This is a genomic window from Maribacter sp. LLG6340-A2, from assembly GCF_045057105.1.
In the GTDB taxonomy this organism is placed as follows: Bacteria; Bacteroidota; Bacteroidia; order Flavobacteriales; family Flavobacteriaceae; genus Maribacter.
The window spans coordinates 4,120,488-4,137,083 of the sequence record NZ_CP159332.1 but is presented as its reverse complement, the minus strand read 5'-3'; the positions used below and the strand labels follow the sequence as shown (position 1 = coordinate 4,137,083).

Sequence of the window (16,596 nt, the reverse complement as noted above, 5' to 3'; positions counted from 1 at the left end):
AGATTACAAAAAAATAATGCTTTCATATCTTCTGGTGAATTATAAGAAAATTTGTTGTCCATTTATTATACAGCATATATTTTAGCAATTATAAAATTGATTAAAAATGAAATTACTAGGGATAGGGTCAAGGATAGCGCATACAACTTTAGGAAAAGGCGTAGTTACCAATGTTTCTTCTAAGCAATACTGGGTAACATTTATGGAAGCTGGTTTGGAAACCATTGCAATTGATGATGATTTTGAGGTTATTGAAGCGGTAGAAGCAGAGGTGGATACGGTAAGTTTTTTTGATGTGGAAACCTCTTTGGTCTCCATACTACAAAAGTGGAGCGATGTAACCGAACGTGTTGCCATTGCAGATAAATGGAAAGGCGGCAATTTAATTTTAGAACCGGGTGATGCAGCCCTAAGTGCTAAAGAAATTCCAATAGATACCTTTTTTCACAAAATTGTCATGGTCCGTGATCGCATTAGGGTAATGGAACAAAAAATAAATTCCAGTAAAAACTTGGATGATCAGGAGAAGATAGACTTACAACAATATATTACACGTATATATGGTAGTTTAACAACGTTTAATGTGCTTTTTAAAAATAAGAGTGATCAATTTACGGGCGCTAAGTCCAATAAATAACGTAGATAAGATTAGGAGGTACATATGGGCTTAAATTCTCCATGGCGGATTAAGCCTATTTTCACCTGCATGAAACAAAATAAGTTGGTTCCCGTCTAAATCTTTTAGGCGGGCTTCTCGCCAAAGCCATCTTTGATCGGTAGGTAGTTGGTCAAAAATTATACCTTTTTCTTGAAGTTCCTTTACATATGAATCCAAGTTTTTGCATTCAAAATATACATAAACACCATCTCCTTTTGGTAGTCTTTCCACTAAATGAATAGAAAAGGTAGCGCTACCTTCCGGACACATAAAACGGGCATAATGCGGTAGAGACTTTACAATAGGTTTTAGACCCAATTTCACATAAAAATCAAATGATTCAGAAAGGTTTAAAGAAGGAACGGTAATTTGATTTAGGTTCACTGGTATAATTTTTAGACTTATACTAAATTATATGGGTTATTCAATTAAAATACTAGGCTGGTGGTGTATTTTAAAATTACAGGAATTTGCAATAAAGCACATTTGGTTGGCCTTTTCATGTAGTGATTTTGCAAGTTCTTTCATGTTACTATCCGCAATAGTGACAATAGGGTAAAGGGTGACTTGAGTAAATTTACCACTTCCATCAGCTGATTCTTCCATTGTTCCGGTTGCATTATCTACATATTGGGTTACAATGATATTATGAACGGTACAGAGATGTAGATACCATAACATATGGCAGGAGGAAAGGGAAGATAAAAAGAGGTCCTCTGGATTGTATTTGGATGGGTCGCCTAGAAAAGAAGGGTCAGATGAACCTTGAATGGTCTTATATTTTCCTGTTACCAGAATTTCGTGACTACGGCTATAAGATTTATAATTCAAGGTTCCTTTTCCTTGATTACCCGTCCATGTTATTTGAGTTTGGTAGTTGTGTTGTTTCATCTATATTCTTTCTCCAGTTTTATATAATGACCCATTTAATTCAAATGTTTTTTAGAGGCATCAAGTTTAGTTTTGAACATCTTGGCAGCTGATGTATAGCCACCTTCCGTACCATCTACAAAATGTGCATGTTTGGTTTTTCTATCCAATACATAACATGACATTACAGAAGCGTGAGTTACATGAATACCGTAAATAATTTTTTCTGAAACTTCCAATTTGTCCAAGTAGGAAATAAAAAGATCTATTTGAGGTTGTTCCGCCGTAAATATCGTGTTGATGGTACCGTCTAACATAAAGGTGTGAGACAACTGACCAATTTGATTTAAATATCGTTTACCTTCTTTTGAAAAATTAAAATACACTTTTCCAAATAATGTTTGTAACCAGTGCTTAAGAACATAAAAGAGATTTCCATTAGAAATGCTAATTTTCATTTCCTCTAAAATCTTCTGTAACCTAAAGTCTAGTTTTAAACTGTTAGACTTTATAGGTTGCCGTTTGTTAAACGCTCCAAAAAGAAGGTTCATTTGATTTAGTACATCCTTATAGATAGGACTTTGTAAATTTTCATCAGCAACATCCAATAATAGACAAACCACTTTTTTTTGCAATTGTACGGGACTTATCTGTTCCCATCTACATTGCATTCCTTCAAGATCTAAAAGATTCTTTTTAAAATTGGTTTCGGTTTGTGTTACAAAAGTTCGTTTTATGATTACCTCCGCTTTTTTTAAACCATTTCCCAATACAATAGGGATGGTAAGTTGTGGGGTTAGTTGGTGTTTTATAACCTTAATGTTCGTTTTCTGTACAAGCAGCTCCTTTATAGAGATATGACCTACCCTTAAAAGTAGATTAGTATTTTTTTGAATATGCAGACTGTAATTTTGAAGGACAATGATAACTTCATTCAACATAAGGCTTGGTAGCAAAAACGTAGCGCCATCACCACCAAAAAAATAGGGCAGTTCTATATTTTTCCTTTTTTTACGGATTGTATTTAAAACAGATATGATGGCTCCTGTAGCAGTAAGGTTTATTTGGTGATGTTTGCCATCATCAACTGCTTTAGTTGAATTTTCCACATCTACAACAACAACATACCAGGAGGGAGGTACGTTCGTAAACTCGTTTTCAAACCCTAGCGTTTCACTCAATGTTCTGGTGGATTTTTTCAATTTGGAATAAAAATATGCATCCTCCATTAGCTTGAATTAACTATTTTAATTTTGGTAAAATGGGTGTAAATTAAATTGAGAGGTTAAAACTAAATAATATTTTGATACTACGTTTAAGTGTAAAATTTAAATCTGATTTTTTGAATTTGATATTTTAAAATATCAAATTCAGTGCCTTCCCAATATCAATGCCTTCCCAATATCAATTCACCCCAATAAGAAAGTGTTAGAACTATACTGCCATTTACCGGTAGGGCTTATTAATTTTATCAATGATCAACACATTTAAAAGCTACTTTGATGCACCAAATGATAAAAGCTTAAATAAATTGAGCTTATACGGCTTCCTTTTTTTCTGAAAGGTATTTCCAATAACGTTTAGGAACGTGCTGCGTGTGTAGTTTTGTATTAATACGAGATTTGATATTGGTGCTTTTAAAATAATTGTTCCAAAGGCTTTGATATTCATATTCTTCATCTGTAAAGGCTGAATTTTTTTCAATGCTATTGGTGTGTACCTCAGCCAAATCCAAAGAAATTACTTCAACTGTTTTAAAATTATAGAACAAACCATACTTACGTTTAACATCATAAATAATCCATTGTTGGTCTGCATATCTATTTCTAAAATGTTTGGATATTAATGGTAATACATTGAAGTCTGGTTCAATATTGGCAAAATATACATTGTCCTTGGTCAATTGAAACCTTACAAATGCTTCCATTCTATGTTTTTCCCTGCCTACTTTATGGGCAATTTGGTTAATTTTTAAGATACAATCATCACTGAAATTCTTGGAACTATTTAACTTACTATCCATTAACTTTCTAATATAGTGGTAGAGTAGTGCTTCTATATTTTTATTCTCGCTCAAGAAAGCAAAGTAAATATTCTTAATGGCCTCATTACTTTTTTTACGAACACCGTTCCAGACGCGCTGCGCTTTATCAATATTCGTGAAAATTGTTTCTGACTCGGTAAATAACCCGCCTTGGTTTTGACCTTGGCGCTGAATATCTGCATGGGATAGCTTTTGCTCATAGGCTATAAAAATAGCGGTAAGAAATCCATTAAAACTACCATCATAAATTAGCTTTTTTGTATTTTCCATAGTTGAGATATTATATGTTGAACAACGTAAAAAATTGAATAAAAATTCTAGTTTTCTTTCTAAAGACACTCCTTAATAAAACCAATTGGTAGCCTAACTCTAATACATATTTTCTGCAATTTTCCTTAATGGAAAAAGCTTCAAGGTTATGTGATTTTTCTAGAGTATTTTGATAATTGTACATCGGCCAAATGTTTAAAGTGAAAATTTAATTAAATAACGATAATTGATTGGAATATTGTTTTTTAAACTTACTATTAGAACTTTGTAGTATCATGCTTTTTATCCGTCCTGCATCTAGGTCTCTACGTTCCCAATCTGTAGAATTACAGATAATAAAATATTTAGCCCTATTAAGTGCCACCCCCATTTTTTTTAAATGATCCCAGTTGAGTTTTCGAAATTTTCTACCGTTCAGTATTTTATTGACCGATGCCATACCAACTCCAGGAATTCTTGCAAGCATATGTTTATCCGCCAAATTGATATTTACAGGAAACAGATTTAAATTTCTTAAGGCCCACATAAGTTTTGGGTCAATATCCATATCTAGATTTGGGTTATCCGCATCTAATATTTCGTTAACAGTAAATCCGTAAAAGCGCAATAACCAATCGGTCTGGTACAACCTGTTTTCCCTAAGCATAGGTACTTCCGTACCTATGGAAGGTAAGCGACTATCCGTAGAAATAGAAACATAACCAGAGTAATACACTCTTTTCATGTTATAGTTTTTGTAAAAATGTGTAGCAGAGTACATGATATCCTTGTCGCTTTCACCGGTAGCACCAACTATCATTTGGGTGCTTTGTCCTGCAGGTGCATATTTTGCAGTGTGTTTTATAATTTTTTTCTCCTCCTTATAGCGTATGATCTCATTTTTGACCTTAAGCATTGGCTTTATGAAATCTGCATGGTTTTTATCAGGAGCTAAAAGTTTAAGGCCGGATACAGTGGGGATTTCTATATTGACCGATAAACGGTCTGCATATAATCCGGCCTCATACATAAGTTCATCACTTGCCCCTGGAATGGATTTTAAGTGAATATATCCGTTGAAATTTTCTTCCTCCCTTAATTTTTTAGCAACCGCAATAAGACGTTCCATCGTGTGGTCCGCACTTTTAAAAATTCCGGAACTTAGAAATAATCCCTCTATATAATTTCTTCTGTAAAAATTGATGGTAAGGTCTACTACTTCCTGTATTTTAAAGGCTGCCCTTTGTATATCATTGCTCTTTCTTGTTACACAATAGGCACAATCAAATATGCAGTGATTGGTCAATAGAATTTTTAATAAGGAAACACACCTACCATCTTCTGTATATGAATGGCAAATACCATTTCCCGTATCGCCCAGACCGTTGTTTTTATTTTTTCTATTGCTACCGCTACTGGAGCAAGAGACATCATACTTGGCGGCATCTGCCAAAATATTTAGTTTTTCTTTAATTCTTTTGAAATCCATAGCATTTGTAATTATTCCAAAAATATGGATATATTCCTAATTATGGAAATAATCCAATTAATATTTTGGATATAATCCATATTATGTATATTTGAGGAAGATTGAGGAATATCTCATTTAAAGAGTTTAGGTTATGGAGAACGAGCTTACATTAAAACGATTTACGGACCTTAGAAGGGAATTGGGGTATACCCAGGCAGATTTTGCTGCTTTGTTGGGGGTATCTAACACAACGGCGGATATTGAACGAGGGCGAACAAAATTATCTGGAAAGGTAGTGCTTGAATTGTTGAAACAATTTAAAATTAATCCGCTGTGGTTGTTTGGTGAAAGTGAGGAGCAGTATTTAGAAACCTCCAAGACCAGTGTTATACCCAAGGTGGTAACGGTAGATGCCTCTAATCAAGAAAATATGGTTTTGGTCAATGCCAAAGCGGCAGCAGGATATCCACAAAATATATCCGATACAAGCTGGTACCAACAATTACCTGCGTTTGATTTGCCCATACCTGAATTTAGAAATGCTACCTATAGAGGTTTTCAAGTAGAAGGGGATAGTATGCTTCCCAATCTACATCCGGGGGAGTGGGTTCTGGCAAGGGCTATAGAACATATTGATTATGTCAGCGCCAATAAAATGTATGTAGTAGTGTTGCAGGATTCCGTGATGGTAAAAAAAATAGAAAAGCGTCCAAATTCCAACAACATTACCTTGGTATCGCTTAATGAAACTTATCCGCCCTATGATATTAAGCCATTTCAAATCCAGGAAATTTGGGAGGTAAGTAGTAAGATTACGTTTAACGTAGATGCCACTACGGATAATGGGTTACTTAGGCAATTACAAGAGTCTATGCAGGAGTTAAAGAATCAATTACAGCATGTTAAAAAGGTTAACTAAATCTATACTTTAAATCTTTTTAATGTAAAGTCCGCTTTCTTTTAAAGTAAATCCCAAGCTTTTATAGAGTGATATAGCCGCAGTTCTATGATGACCACTAAAAAGTAGAATATCATTGAGTTGTTCGTTTTTGGCGTGATCTAAAAGTTTTACCATAAGTTTTCTGCCAATGCCTTGTCCTCTATGCGAAGATGCCACCACCACATCCTCAATCATTCCTTTGTGTCCGGATATAACTTTATATTTCGCCATCATGGCAATGCCTACTAATTTTTCTCCATCCATACAGACAACGATGTCCGTAGTGTCATAATCATTGAGAATAGTATTTAAATTCAGTTGTTTTAATTCGTCATTGAGTTCTCTGTATAATTCACATAATTGGTTTTGCAGGTCGGTATTAACTTCTTCTTTGGATAATAGTCTAATGTTCATTATGCAATAGGTCTATAAATATTAAATGATACTATTTTTTGTTACTTATGGGAGGGCATTTACCGGTTCCATTGAAATAGTAAATGGTCCAATGTTATGAGAGGTAGGTAAAAGTACGCCGGTTTCTGTTTCCTTCCAGGCATTCCAAGAAGCCTCCAAACCACCAATAGGAACAATTTTTACCCACATTTTAAAACTCTTAGGTTTGCCACTTCTTTCCAAAATCCATAGGTAGGAATCGCCAGGGGTGTCTCCTCCTTTGCCGTAAGTTACCAATAACCCTTCTGAGCCATCCTCTAGATTTACTAAAAACCGTTCGGTTCCATTATCAAACACTTTATATGGCGCTACAAGCCAAAAAGAGTCGTTGTTAAAATACTCTAATGCCTTTTTGATAAGGTCTTGGCTTTCTTCATAGGATAAGCGTACATTGTCCTTGTAGGCAATGCTAGAAGAAGGACTTATAAGGTCAAGGTCTATCATATAGGCGTCCCATTTTATGTTTACCCTGGCCTTTTCCTTGTTCCATGAATAAAAATGTTCATCCCTAAATGACCATTCCAATATCTTAGCACGGTTATATTCTTTATAATGTAGCGCATCTAGCATTCTATAGGCCAAAGCATCTGCTTCAGGTCCAGAAACGCCTTGAGGTAAAGGTTCGTTATAGCTATAATAAAGAAATCCAAAGCCAAGAATTAGCACAAAAACAAGGAGTAATATAATCCTAAATATTTTCTTTAACATAAGGCATTTAATAATTTGATTTTAAATGAATAAAATGTTTTAAACCACATTTTAAAAAAGTGTTTTAGACGTGTCTAAAACCCAATAGCGCTATCATCACCACGTGGATCAGCTCCGCCTTCCAATCTCCCATCGGATAAAACACGTATGGCATCCACTTTGCCAATTATAGGTGTGCGTTCCTCGTTTATAATATAACCTTTTGATTTTAATTTTTCTTTCAATGAGGACGAGAAACCATTAGGTTCAAAAATAACAACATCTGGTAACCATTGATGATGAAAGCGAGGTGCATTTACGGCGTCTTGCATACTCATATTAAATTCATAACCATTTAAAATAGTCTGTGCCACTGCGGTAATTATTGTAGATCCGCCAGGTGTACCAACGACCATCCATAATTGTCCATCTTTTTCAACTATGGTAGGTGTCATACTGCTCAACATTCTTTTTTCCGGTTCAATACTGTTTGCTTCGGCGCCTACAAGTCCAAACATATTGGGAACGCCTGCTTTGGCACTAAAATCATCCATTTCATTATTAAGAAAAAACCCGAGTTCATCACAATAAAGTTTGGAGCCAAAATTGCCATTTAAAGTAGTGGTAACAGAAACGGCATTGCCTTCTTGATCCACAATGGAATAATGGGTAGTTTCCATACTTTCAATGATTTCCAGCTTGCCATGTGCTATTGCTTCGGATTTTGTAGCTTTTTTCCAAGAAAAATCTGCCATGCGGTTTGCCAAATAATTATTGTTAAGAAGAAACGAAGTGGGGATGTCCACAAAATCCGGGTCGCCCAAAAAATAATTCCTATCCGCATACGCACGCCTTGACGCTTCGGTAAACAATTGTATCGCCTTGTCGCTATTATGACCAAAGGAAGCAATGTTATAAGGTTCTATCATTTCAAATATTTGGTTCATGGTTACTCCGCCGCTACTTGGTGGCCCCATGGAGATAATGTTTAGGTCCTTATATTGAAAAACGACAGGGGTCCTCCATATGGCTTCATAACTGGCAAGGTCGTCTTCAGTAATGAAACCGCCATTTGCCTGTATAAAGTTGGCTAATTTCTTTGCGACCTCCCCTTTGTAAAACCCATCTCTACCATGTTCTGCAATGGCACGTAAGGTCTTTGCTAGATTGGGATAGGTAATCTTATCGCCCTCTTTGTATACTTGCGCAAATTTTGTGCTATCACTATTAACTTTTATAAATACTTCTCGGTAGTTTTTAAGGATTTCCGCTTGCTTGGCCGTAACTTCCACACCATTTTCTGCCAAAGCAATTACAAGTTCAAATATTTGTTTAAGGGGCAATTTGCCAAACTTTTTATGAACTTCAATAATTCCGGCAACCGAGCCTGGAACTCCAATAGAAGCCGCACCTAAGGTGCTCATGTTGGGTATTACGTTATCCAGAGAATCTAGATACATGTCCTTCTGGGCAGATTTTGGAGCTTTTTCCCTAAAGTCCAATGAGCCTATAGTGCCATCTGCCTGTCTATAAACCATGAAACCTCCGCCGCTAATGTTCCCGGCCCTTGGGTATGCTACGGCAAGTGCTAACTGGGTACCGATCATAGCGTCAAAAGCGTTACCGCCCTCTTTCATAATTTTGCTGCCAATTTCAGATGCTTCTTGTCTTGCCGAGACTACCATGGCGTTCTCGGTTACTGTTCCTGTAGGAGTCGCTGGATTCTGTTTGCAATGCAAACATATAATTAGCGTAAACAACGCCAATACATACTTTAATGGTTTCATATGTAATTAAATTAATGGTTTAAATAGTTCGGTTTTACAGGTTAAAAGATAATAAGTTATGGTTGGTTGGTTATGGAGTTGTATTTTAATTTTGAAAACTGAATTAGTTCAGAGAAAAAATCCGTAAACTCTTGTTCAAAAAATGGGTAATGTTCCTCTAGATCGGTAATGGCAAAATTCATTTTTGATCTATTCTTCGTTCTTCGGTTCATCCCGTTCAGGACTTTGGCAATCCCTTCCATATTGCTATAATTGTAAATCCAGTTTTCAGCAATCATATAGGGCATCATATGTTTTACGCCATCCGGTAATAAATCAAAATTATCTTCTAGAAGATCATAAAACCGATCAACGTAAATGGCTAAGGGGACATCGGAATAAATGTTCCAGTTTTTAGCTAAAAAATGGTCATAAAATATATCTACGATCACCCGGCTATAATGACCGTAATTTTCATGAAGGCGTTTACTGCTTATTTTAGGAATAGGGTGAGTGTCTGTGAATGTATCTATATGTCTATGTAATGTAATTCCTTTTTGGATTCTGTTGGGCAAGTGTTGGTACTTATTACCACGTATACTGTCGGCAATAAAATTTCCTAAGGTTATTTCATCATCGTCAAAAGACAGATAAATATGGGCTAAAAAGTTCATTCACCTAGTTTATGTAATATAAATCGAATTTACAAAGAAGGACAATAGCGGTACAAATGATCCGTTTATATTTGCAAAAACTTATTAAGAACATATGACACTAATAAAATCCATTTCAGGAATTAGAGGAACCATTGGTGGTGAACCAGGAAACAATTTAACACCTATAGACGCGGTAAAGTTTGCGGCATCTTATGGTATTTGGTTAAAGGAATATTCAAAGAAGGACGATCTACGGGTCGTCATTGGTCGTGATGCCCGTTTATCTGGGGAAATGATACAGAATTTGGTTGTCTCTACATTGGTAGGATTAGGTATAGATGTCATTGACTTGGACCTATCTACGACTCCAACGGTTGAGATTGCGGTACCATTGGAAAAAGCCGATGGCGGAATTATATTAACGGCAAGCCATAATCCAAAGCAATGGAACGCTCTTAAGTTATTAAATGAAAAAGGAGAGTTTTTAAATGCGGAGCAAGGGGCAAAGATATTGGCTATTGCTGAAAAAGAGGATTTTAACTTTTCGGATGTTGATGATTTGGGAGAGGTTACCAAAAATGATAGTTATATAGATATTCATATAGATGAAGTGCTCAACCTTTCTTTGGTAGATGCCGATGTGGTAAAAAAGAAAAAGTTTAAAGTGGTGGTAGATGGTGTTAACTCTACCGGGGGTATTGCCATTCCTAAACTACTTAAGGAGTTTGGAGTAGAGGTTGTTGAGTTGTACTGTGATCCAACCGGACATTTTCCGCACAATCCAGAACCGTTAAAAGAACACCTTACGGATATTTGTGACCTAGTTGTCAAAGAAAAGGCGGATTTTGGTATTGTAGTGGATCCAGATGTTGATAGACTTGCTTTTATAAGTAATGATGGTGAAATGTTCGGAGAGGAATACACCTTGGTGGCCTGTGCAGATTATGTTCTTGGTAAAACCAAAGGTAATACCGTTTCCAATCTTTCGTCATCACGTGCGTTAAGGGATATAACCCAGAAACATGGAGGTACTTATGAAGCTTCTGCGGTAGGTGAAGTTAATGTGGTTACCAAAATGAAGGCCAATAACGCCATTATTGGTGGAGAGGGCAATGGCGGAATCATTTATCCAGAAAGTCATTATGGTAGGGACTCCTTGGTAGGAACTGCTTTGTTTTTAATGCTAATGGCAGAAAGGGGAGGTACCGTGGCGGAACTTAGGGCAAGTTACCCTAGTTATTTTATGAGTAAGAAAAAGATACAACTTACTCCAGGTTTGGACGTGGATGGTATTTTGAAAACCATGGCAGAAAAATATGCGAATGAAGAATTATCAACCATAGATGGGGTTAAAATTGATTTCGCTGAAAATTGGGTACATCTACGTAAATCTAATACAGAGCCAATTATTAGGATATATACCGAAGCAAAAAGTCAGGATGAAGCAGATGGACTTGCCGATAAAATAATCGGAGAGATAAAGGACATTGCAGGATTGTAATTATAGACTAGGAAACCGGCTTTCATTGGAGAAACCGGTTGTTTTGGGTAAATACATAGTACTAACCTGTCTCCGCAAAGGAGGCAGGTTTTTTGTTTCTGTGTTTCCAGCGTTTATGTGTCCATAAATAGTGTTCTGGTTTTTCTAGTATTTGAGCCTCCGTCAAACGTAGAAATTTATTGGTGATTTCATGCTCTTCCGTTTCTTTGCCATTTTGTGCAATAGGAATGAATTCTGCCTTATAGTGGCCACGCTTTACTTTACTTACCTTTAAGAAAACGACCGCTAATCCGGTCTTTCGTGCCAACGTTTCGCCACCATTAAAAATGGGTACTTTAATGTTCATGAATTTGGTCCAATATTGGGCTCTGTGTGCTTGTGGAGATTGGTCGCTCACCATACCATAAGTAGCCCTTACATTGTTCCTGTAATTTTGTATGACCGTTTTTGCCGTTTGTGTTTGGGTAATTAATGTGGTATTCCATCTTGCCCTAACCTTTTTAATAAAGGCATCAAAGTAGCTATTATTTATTTTTTGATATACCGCATAACCTTTGGATTCAACATAATTATTAATACTAACATTCCATTCCCAATTGGCGTAATGGGCACAAAGAATAATTATGCTGCGTTCTTTTTCAATTTCGCGTAAAACATTAGGGTTTACAATGTGATACTTTTTTTTAACCTGATCCTTGCTAAGGCCCATGGTTTTTATCATTTCTAAAAATGTATCGCACAAGTGATGGTAAAATTCTTTTTCTATACGGGCAATTTCTTTTTGGTCCTTATTAGGGAATACCAAGTTCAAATTTTCTTGTACTACTTTTCGCCGATATCCAAAAACATGATAGACAAAAAAGAAGGCAACATCAGAAAAAGCATAGAATAAACGATGTGGAAGTATAGAAATAAGCCATAAAAGCGGATAGATCAGAACAAAGGCCAATAGTTGCATTCACAAAAAAATTATGGGCAAATATAACTATATTTGAGGCTAAATAAACGGCAGATAATGTACAACCTTCATTTGGCAACTATAGCCATTATTGCAGCAAACGTATTGGTATCCTTAAAAGGTTTTAAAGACACCGGTTTTTTTGAGCGTTACAAGTTTAGTATTGGGGCTATTAAGGCGGGTCAAAAGGATCGTATGGCTACATCTGGTTTTTTGCATGTAGATATTTCCCATTTGTTGTTCAATATGCTTACGTTATACTTTTTTGCCGGTGTGGTCATTAATTGGTTTGGACCGGTAAAATTCTTTATTGTATATGCTGTAAGCCTTTTGGCGGGTAGCTTGCTAGCTTTGAATTTTCATAAGGATGAGCCTTACTATTCAGCGGTAGGTGCCAGTGGTGCGGTAACAGGAATTTTATATGCGGCAATATTATTGCAGCCCTCCATGCAATTGGGTATTATGTTCATTCCTATACCTGTGCCTGCCTATGTGGTAGGAATTGGGTATTTGTTATATTCTATTTATGGTATGAAAAAGAGATTGGGCAATATTGGGCATACGGCACATTTTGGTGGCGCTATTGGTGGTTACGCTTGTACCTTGTTGTTCATGCCAAGTCTTTTACAGACAGACACTTTAATGGTAGGGTTATTGGCATTGCCAATTCTTCTATTGTTTGCCTTGGAAAAAATGGGCAAAATATAGCCCCTAGAACAATCTTACCCATTAAAATAGCTATTTAGCTAAAATTAAGTGCATTTCATCGGATTTGTGTACTAAACGACAACAATCAGCAAGGTTTGTCGTTATTGCAAAAACCCAAATTTGAAATGAATTCTATTTTATCTATCAGAAAAATATGGCTCTTGGCCGTATCCGCAATGTTCATGGTTGTGAGTTGTAGTGATAAAACTACCATTTTTGAAAACCCCGAAGATAATTTAATCAAAGAAACCGATCAGCAAAAACTGGAAAACAGTGTAAATTTTGACCGTGCAGGTGTACTTGATATTTATGAAGACCCGGCCACCAGTGCAAAAAGATATGGTAATATGACCGGCAAGGCAGAACCTGCAGGAGATTATCCATTAACATTAATAGCACAAATAACGCCTCCAACATTTGAGAACGGCGAAAATTTGGCCGCTACCCATGTGGCGTTAGACGGTGACTATGGCTATGTTTCCTATAATACGGTGGGTGAAGATTTTGTAGGTACCGTAGATGTAATAGATATAAGTGATCCCTATGATCCAACTTTAACTTCAAGGGTATATTTTACCAATGCGGATTTAAACTCCATTGCATATGACAATGGTTATGTTTACGTTGCCGGTGGGGTAGACGCTGAACAATCCGTAACGGCTACTTCAAATTCTTTGGTAGCTAAGATTGCCGTTAATAATGGTAGATTAAATACATCTGATATTACTTTTGGATTTCAGGAAGGCGATAATGCTACAGATGTACAGGTTGTAGACAATATTGTTTATGTTACCAGTGGTCAGGAAGGATTTGTTGTAGCCTATAATAAGAGTGATATGACTGCGTTGAATGAAGCCGCATTTACAGATTTAAGGTCTATTGCGGTAAACAATACGGATATAGCCGTTCTTGATGCTGCTCAAGGAGTTAGTGTATTAGATCAAAACTTAACGGTAAAAAATACAATAGCCATTAGTTCTGACTTTGGAATAGATGCAAAGCGTACTTTGGATTTTTCAGGTGATAATATTATCGTTTCAGAAGGAAATAAAGGAGCTGGAGTGTATAACGCTAGCAACGGTAGTTTTGTGGAACATTTGCCTATTCTGACCAATCCGGAAAATGCTGAGCCAGGTGATATTGTAACCAATGGTGTTGCGGTCAACGAAAATGTACTCTTAATGGCCAACGGGGCCGGCGGATTAAGTCTTTTGGAAACAAAGGCCGATAATACAACGGGAGTTGGTGTTATTGAATTGACAGGGTCTATTAACTATGTAGCCTCTAAAGGTGATTATGTTTTTGCCGCATCGGGTAGGTCTGGTTTTCAAATTATAAAACTGAATAGACCTAGTGAAAGTTTAGTTGCCAGATGTGAAGATTTACCGTCCTATAATGGTACGTCCAATTATACGGTTTCTGAAGGTGAAGAAGAAGCGTATTCAGGCTCTAAAAGATTCAATAGAATTACTGTAGGCGGATCTTTGTTATTGTGTGGCACGTGGACAGTTAGTAATGATATAACCATAAATGAAAATGGTCTGTTTGAGATGAATGGTGCTATAACCATAGGAAGACGTTATAGAACGCGTGATATCGTCGTAAATTCAGGCGCTACACTTCGTATAGAAGGTAATGTCGTTATTTATGGAGATTTAATATTGGAAGATGGGGCAACAGTGGAATTTCTAGGAGAAGATTCAATTGCAGCTGTGTCAGGTAGCGTTGTTAAAAGAGGAAATGTAACGATTACCGGTACTTTCAACGATTATTACGGTAAATTCTAATATTCATTAAATAAAGAAACAAAAAAATCCCCAAGGTGCTGACCTTGGGGATTTTTTATTAGTAAAGGATTAATATAGTATTAATTTAAAAGCTCCGCTACCTTTTGTTCAAGAGCTGGACCTCTTAAATTTTTTGCCACAATAACGCCGTTTTCGTCTAAAAGAAATGCGGCCGGTATAGCATTTACATTATATAACTTTGCTATTTGGTCATCAAAATAGGAAATATTAGATATATGGTTCCATTCCAAACCGTCCTCGGCAATTGCCTTCTTCCATGCTTCTTCGGTTCTATCCAATGAAACGCCTAGTACATTAAGTCCTTTATCATGGTATTTGTTATACACGGCTACCACATTCGGGTTTTCTTTTCTGCAAGGCTTGCACCATGCCGCCCAAAAATCGATTAACGTAACCTTGCCCATTACATCCTTTAAGCCAATGATCTCACCATCTGGATTAGGGCCTGAAAAATCCGGTGCCTTAGCGCCTATATTGGTGTTTTTACTAGCTTCCGCAGATTTTTTAAGTTTTTCAATGTTTTCCTGAATTTTTTTACCAGGTTGAGAACTTTTAATTTCTTCCGTAAACGTATTGAAAATAGTTTCCGCTTCCTGAAATTCAACTGCTTTGGTGCTAATGGCTCTGTCCAAAACAAGTGCAGAAATCAAAGCTTTTGGATTGGCCTTTGCGTAATTCAATTCAAAATTTTTGTACTCTTCCTGTAATTCTGTCATTTCATCCTGAAGTGCCAACGCTGCTTCGCCAGTGGCGGATTTCATATCTTCTTGAATTGATCTTGCCTGCATAGAAATAGCTCTGGACTGTTCCATGTAGTCGGCAAAACTGTCATTTTGGAAAGTACCTTCTACTTCTGCAAAACCCATGCTATCTTTTTGGGCATTGAATTCAATTGTTCCGTTTTCAAGGATAACTGCAGTATAACCAGGTACTTGTTCAACAAAAATATAATGTAGTTCCGGGGTGTTGGCCACACCGGTAAATGTAAATTCGCCATTTGTGGTAGTTACCGTATCAACTTCAATAGGTTGGTTGTTATCACCAATCTTTTTAAGGAATACGTTGGTGCCATCTTTTAATTCTCCCCGTAAATTACCGTTTAACGTAAAACCGTCTGGGTTAGATTTGCAGCTGAACATTAAACAAATGGTCAGTAAAATAACAATACTATTTTTCATATAATATACTTAGGTTAAGTTACAAATGTACTTATATAAAGGATATAAAAAAAGACCTTTGACAGTCGTGCCAAAGGTCTTTTTTAATATCAATATTGTCTTAGAACTGATAACGTATACCAAGCCCTATATCAAAGTCAAAATTATCTGAAAATCCGTTGTAACCAGAAACACCTAGTTCTGGCCTAAAGTCCAAGGATAGGATTAGTGGAATGTCAAAATTGTACTCAATACCAATGTCTCCTGCTGCAAAAACGAACAACCCGCCATAATCTTCATTGGGCAGTCCGGGGAAGTCAACACTTCCTAATCCGCCACCAACGCCATAATACCAATTAAAATCGCCCTCAATGGTTCTTACCCATTGGTAAAGGCCTGCTAATTTAAAGGCATTGAAATTTCTACTGTCTCGCCACCCAAGGTCAACTTCCAATCTATTATATCTGCTTAATGATTTTTGGTAACTAATTTCGGCGCCAAATCCGTCACTGTCACCTAAACGCAGTCCTAATGCATGATTAGCTATGTCCTGTGCAGCTACGAATGAAAAGGATGCCATAAAAATAAGTACGGTAATTGCTTTTAAAATCTTCATATAGTTCATGTTTTTTGTGATGAAAAATGAGCTTTTTTATAATGTGGCTCACAC

17 protein-coding genes are annotated in these 16,596 nt (G+C 36.5%); 5 read left to right on the top strand and 12 right to left on the bottom strand.

Annotated features, from left to right (window positions below):
• Nucleotides 1-106: 106 nt before the first annotated feature.
• The gene (locus ABVM52_RS17545; protein WP_405382377.1) at nt 107-637 is read left to right on the top strand and encodes a hypothetical protein; all 531 of its coding nucleotides are present in this window, start codon (nt 107-109) and stop codon (nt 635-637) included.
• Between the two features lie 30 nt (nt 638-667).
• Here the strand turns inward: ABVM52_RS17545 and ABVM52_RS17540 are convergent, their stop codons facing one another.
• The 5 genes from ABVM52_RS17540 to ABVM52_RS17520 all read right to left on the bottom strand — a co-directional run bounded on the left by ABVM52_RS17540 (nt 668) and on the right by ABVM52_RS17520 (nt 5,310).
• Nucleotides 668-1,042: a VOC family protein gene (locus tag ABVM52_RS17540; protein ID WP_405382376.1), complete on the bottom strand. Its 375-nt coding sequence runs from the start codon at nt 1,040-1,042 to the stop codon at nt 668-670.
• 36 nt (nt 1,043-1,078) lie between these two features.
• On the bottom strand, nt 1,079-1,549 hold the full coding sequence (locus ABVM52_RS17535; RefSeq protein WP_405382375.1) for an OsmC family protein: 471 nt from the start codon (nt 1,547-1,549) through the stop codon (nt 1,079-1,081).
• Nucleotides 1,550-1,584: 35 nt separating this feature from the next.
• Nucleotides 1,585-2,757 carry a DUF3095 family protein gene (locus tag ABVM52_RS17530; protein ID WP_405382374.1) on the bottom strand — a complete coding sequence of 391 codons (1,173 nt, stop codon included), beginning with the start codon at nt 2,755-2,757 and terminating at the stop codon, nt 1,585-1,587.
• 308 nt (nt 2,758-3,065) lie between these two features.
• Nucleotides 3,066-3,842 carry a TIGR03915 family putative DNA repair protein gene (locus ABVM52_RS17525; RefSeq protein WP_405382373.1) on the bottom strand — a complete coding sequence of 259 codons (777 nt, stop codon included), beginning with the start codon at nt 3,840-3,842 and terminating at the stop codon, nt 3,066-3,068.
• Nucleotides 3,843-4,050: 208 nt separating this feature from the next.
• Nucleotides 4,051-5,310 (bottom strand): putative DNA modification/repair radical SAM protein, encoded by a 1,260-nt coding sequence (locus tag ABVM52_RS17520; RefSeq protein WP_405382372.1) that lies wholly within the window; start codon nt 5,308-5,310, stop codon nt 4,051-4,053.
• Between the two features lie 133 nt (nt 5,311-5,443).
• Here ABVM52_RS17520 and ABVM52_RS17515 point away from each other — a divergent pair, with 133 nt between their 5' ends.
• Nucleotides 5,444-6,211, top strand: a complete 768-nt coding sequence (locus ABVM52_RS17515) for an XRE family transcriptional regulator (protein ID WP_405382371.1) — start codon at nt 5,444-5,446, stop codon at nt 6,209-6,211.
• Nucleotides 6,212-6,220: 9 nt separating this feature from the next.
• Here ABVM52_RS17515 and ABVM52_RS17510 read toward each other — a convergent pair whose 3' ends face one another.
• From ABVM52_RS17510 to ABVM52_RS17495, 4 genes are all read right to left on the bottom strand, one after another.
• A complete protein-coding gene (locus ABVM52_RS17510; RefSeq protein ID WP_405382370.1) occupies nt 6,221-6,646 on the bottom strand; it encodes a GNAT family N-acetyltransferase in 426 nt (141 codons plus the stop codon).
• A gap of 45 nt (nt 6,647-6,691) precedes the next feature.
• Nucleotides 6,692-7,393, bottom strand: a complete 702-nt coding sequence (locus tag ABVM52_RS17505; protein ID WP_405382369.1) for a hypothetical protein — start codon at nt 7,391-7,393, stop codon at nt 6,692-6,694.
• A 74-nt stretch (nt 7,394-7,467) separates the two neighbouring features.
• The gene (ggt, locus tag ABVM52_RS17500; protein WP_405382368.1) at nt 7,468-9,159 is read right to left on the bottom strand and encodes a gamma-glutamyltransferase; all 1,692 of its coding nucleotides are present in this window, start codon (nt 9,157-9,159) and stop codon (nt 7,468-7,470) included.
• Nucleotides 9,160-9,215: 56 nt separating this feature from the next.
• On the bottom strand, nt 9,216-9,812 hold the full coding sequence (locus tag ABVM52_RS17495) for an ACP phosphodiesterase (RefSeq protein ID WP_405382367.1): 597 nt from the start codon (nt 9,810-9,812) through the stop codon (nt 9,216-9,218).
• A 94-nt stretch (nt 9,813-9,906) separates the two neighbouring features.
• Between ABVM52_RS17495 and glmM the strand changes: the two genes are divergently transcribed.
• Nucleotides 9,907-11,295: a phosphoglucosamine mutase gene (gene glmM, locus ABVM52_RS17490; protein ID WP_405382366.1), complete on the top strand. Its 1,389-nt coding sequence runs from the start codon at nt 9,907-9,909 to the stop codon at nt 11,293-11,295.
• 61 nt (nt 11,296-11,356) lie between these two features.
• Here the strand turns inward: glmM and ABVM52_RS17485 are convergent, their stop codons facing one another.
• The gene (locus ABVM52_RS17485; protein WP_405382365.1) at nt 11,357-12,253 is read right to left on the bottom strand and encodes a lysophospholipid acyltransferase family protein; all 897 of its coding nucleotides are present in this window, start codon (nt 12,251-12,253) and stop codon (nt 11,357-11,359) included.
• A gap of 57 nt (nt 12,254-12,310) precedes the next feature.
• Here ABVM52_RS17485 and ABVM52_RS17480 point away from each other — a divergent pair, with 57 nt between their 5' ends.
• On the top strand, nt 12,311-12,961 hold the full coding sequence (locus ABVM52_RS17480) for a rhomboid family intramembrane serine protease (RefSeq protein WP_405382364.1): 651 nt from the start codon (nt 12,311-12,313) through the stop codon (nt 12,959-12,961).
• Nucleotides 12,962-13,086: 125 nt separating this feature from the next.
• Nucleotides 13,087-14,748 carry a hypothetical protein gene (locus ABVM52_RS17475; protein ID WP_405382363.1) on the top strand — a complete coding sequence of 554 codons (1,662 nt, stop codon included), beginning with the start codon at nt 13,087-13,089 and terminating at the stop codon, nt 14,746-14,748.
• 80 nt (nt 14,749-14,828) lie between these two features.
• Here ABVM52_RS17475 and ABVM52_RS17470 read toward each other — a convergent pair whose 3' ends face one another.
• Both ABVM52_RS17470 and ABVM52_RS17465 read right to left on the bottom strand, forming a co-directional pair.
• Nucleotides 14,829-15,947, bottom strand: a complete 1,119-nt coding sequence (locus ABVM52_RS17470; protein WP_405382362.1) for a redoxin domain-containing protein — start codon at nt 15,945-15,947, stop codon at nt 14,829-14,831.
• A 100-nt stretch (nt 15,948-16,047) separates the two neighbouring features.
• Nucleotides 16,048-16,542, bottom strand: a complete 495-nt coding sequence (locus ABVM52_RS17465; protein WP_405382360.1) for a hypothetical protein — start codon at nt 16,540-16,542, stop codon at nt 16,048-16,050.
• Between the last annotated feature and the right edge of the window lie 54 nt (nt 16,543-16,596).

Bases quoted from the DNA above. Each gene is read 5' to 3' on its own strand.
- ABVM52_RS17495 (WP_405382367.1), bottom strand. From the start codon at position 9,812: ATGAACTTTTTAGCCCATATTTATCTGTCTTTTGACGATGATGAAATA.
- ABVM52_RS17530 (WP_405382374.1), bottom strand. From the start codon at position 2,757: ATGGAGGATGCATATTTTTATTCCAAATTGAAAAAATCCACCAGAACA.
- ABVM52_RS17535 (WP_405382375.1), bottom strand. From the start codon at position 1,549: ATGAAACAACACAACTACCAAACTCAAATAACATGGACGGGTAATCAA.
- ABVM52_RS17480 (WP_405382364.1), top strand. From the start codon at position 12,311: ATGTACAACCTTCATTTGGCAACTATAGCCATTATTGCAGCAAACGTA.
- glmM (WP_405382366.1), top strand. From the start codon at position 9,907: ATGACACTAATAAAATCCATTTCAGGAATTAGAGGAACCATTGGTGGT.
- ABVM52_RS17485 (WP_405382365.1), bottom strand. From the start codon at position 12,253: ATGCAACTATTGGCCTTTGTTCTGATCTATCCGCTTTTATGGCTTATT.
- ABVM52_RS17465 (WP_405382360.1), bottom strand. From the start codon at position 16,542: ATGAAGATTTTAAAAGCAATTACCGTACTTATTTTTATGGCATCCTTT.
- ABVM52_RS17515 (WP_405382371.1), top strand. From the start codon at position 5,444: ATGGAGAACGAGCTTACATTAAAACGATTTACGGACCTTAGAAGGGAA.
- ABVM52_RS17470 (WP_405382362.1), bottom strand. From the start codon at position 15,947: ATGAAAAATAGTATTGTTATTTTACTGACCATTTGTTTAATGTTCAGC.
- ABVM52_RS17520 (WP_405382372.1), bottom strand. From the start codon at position 5,310: ATGGATTTCAAAAGAATTAAAGAAAAACTAAATATTTTGGCAGATGCC.
- ABVM52_RS17525 (WP_405382373.1), bottom strand. From the start codon at position 3,842: ATGGAAAATACAAAAAAGCTAATTTATGATGGTAGTTTTAATGGATTT.
- ggt (WP_405382368.1), bottom strand. From the start codon at position 9,159: ATGAAACCATTAAAGTATGTATTGGCGTTGTTTACGCTAATTATATGT.
- ABVM52_RS17505 (WP_405382369.1), bottom strand. From the start codon at position 7,393: ATGTTAAAGAAAATATTTAGGATTATATTACTCCTTGTTTTTGTGCTA.
- ABVM52_RS17475 (WP_405382363.1), top strand. From the start codon at position 13,087: ATGAATTCTATTTTATCTATCAGAAAAATATGGCTCTTGGCCGTATCC.
- ABVM52_RS17510 (WP_405382370.1), bottom strand. From the start codon at position 6,646: ATGAACATTAGACTATTATCCAAAGAAGAAGTTAATACCGACCTGCAA.
- ABVM52_RS17545 (WP_405382377.1), top strand. From the start codon at position 107: ATGAAATTACTAGGGATAGGGTCAAGGATAGCGCATACAACTTTAGGA.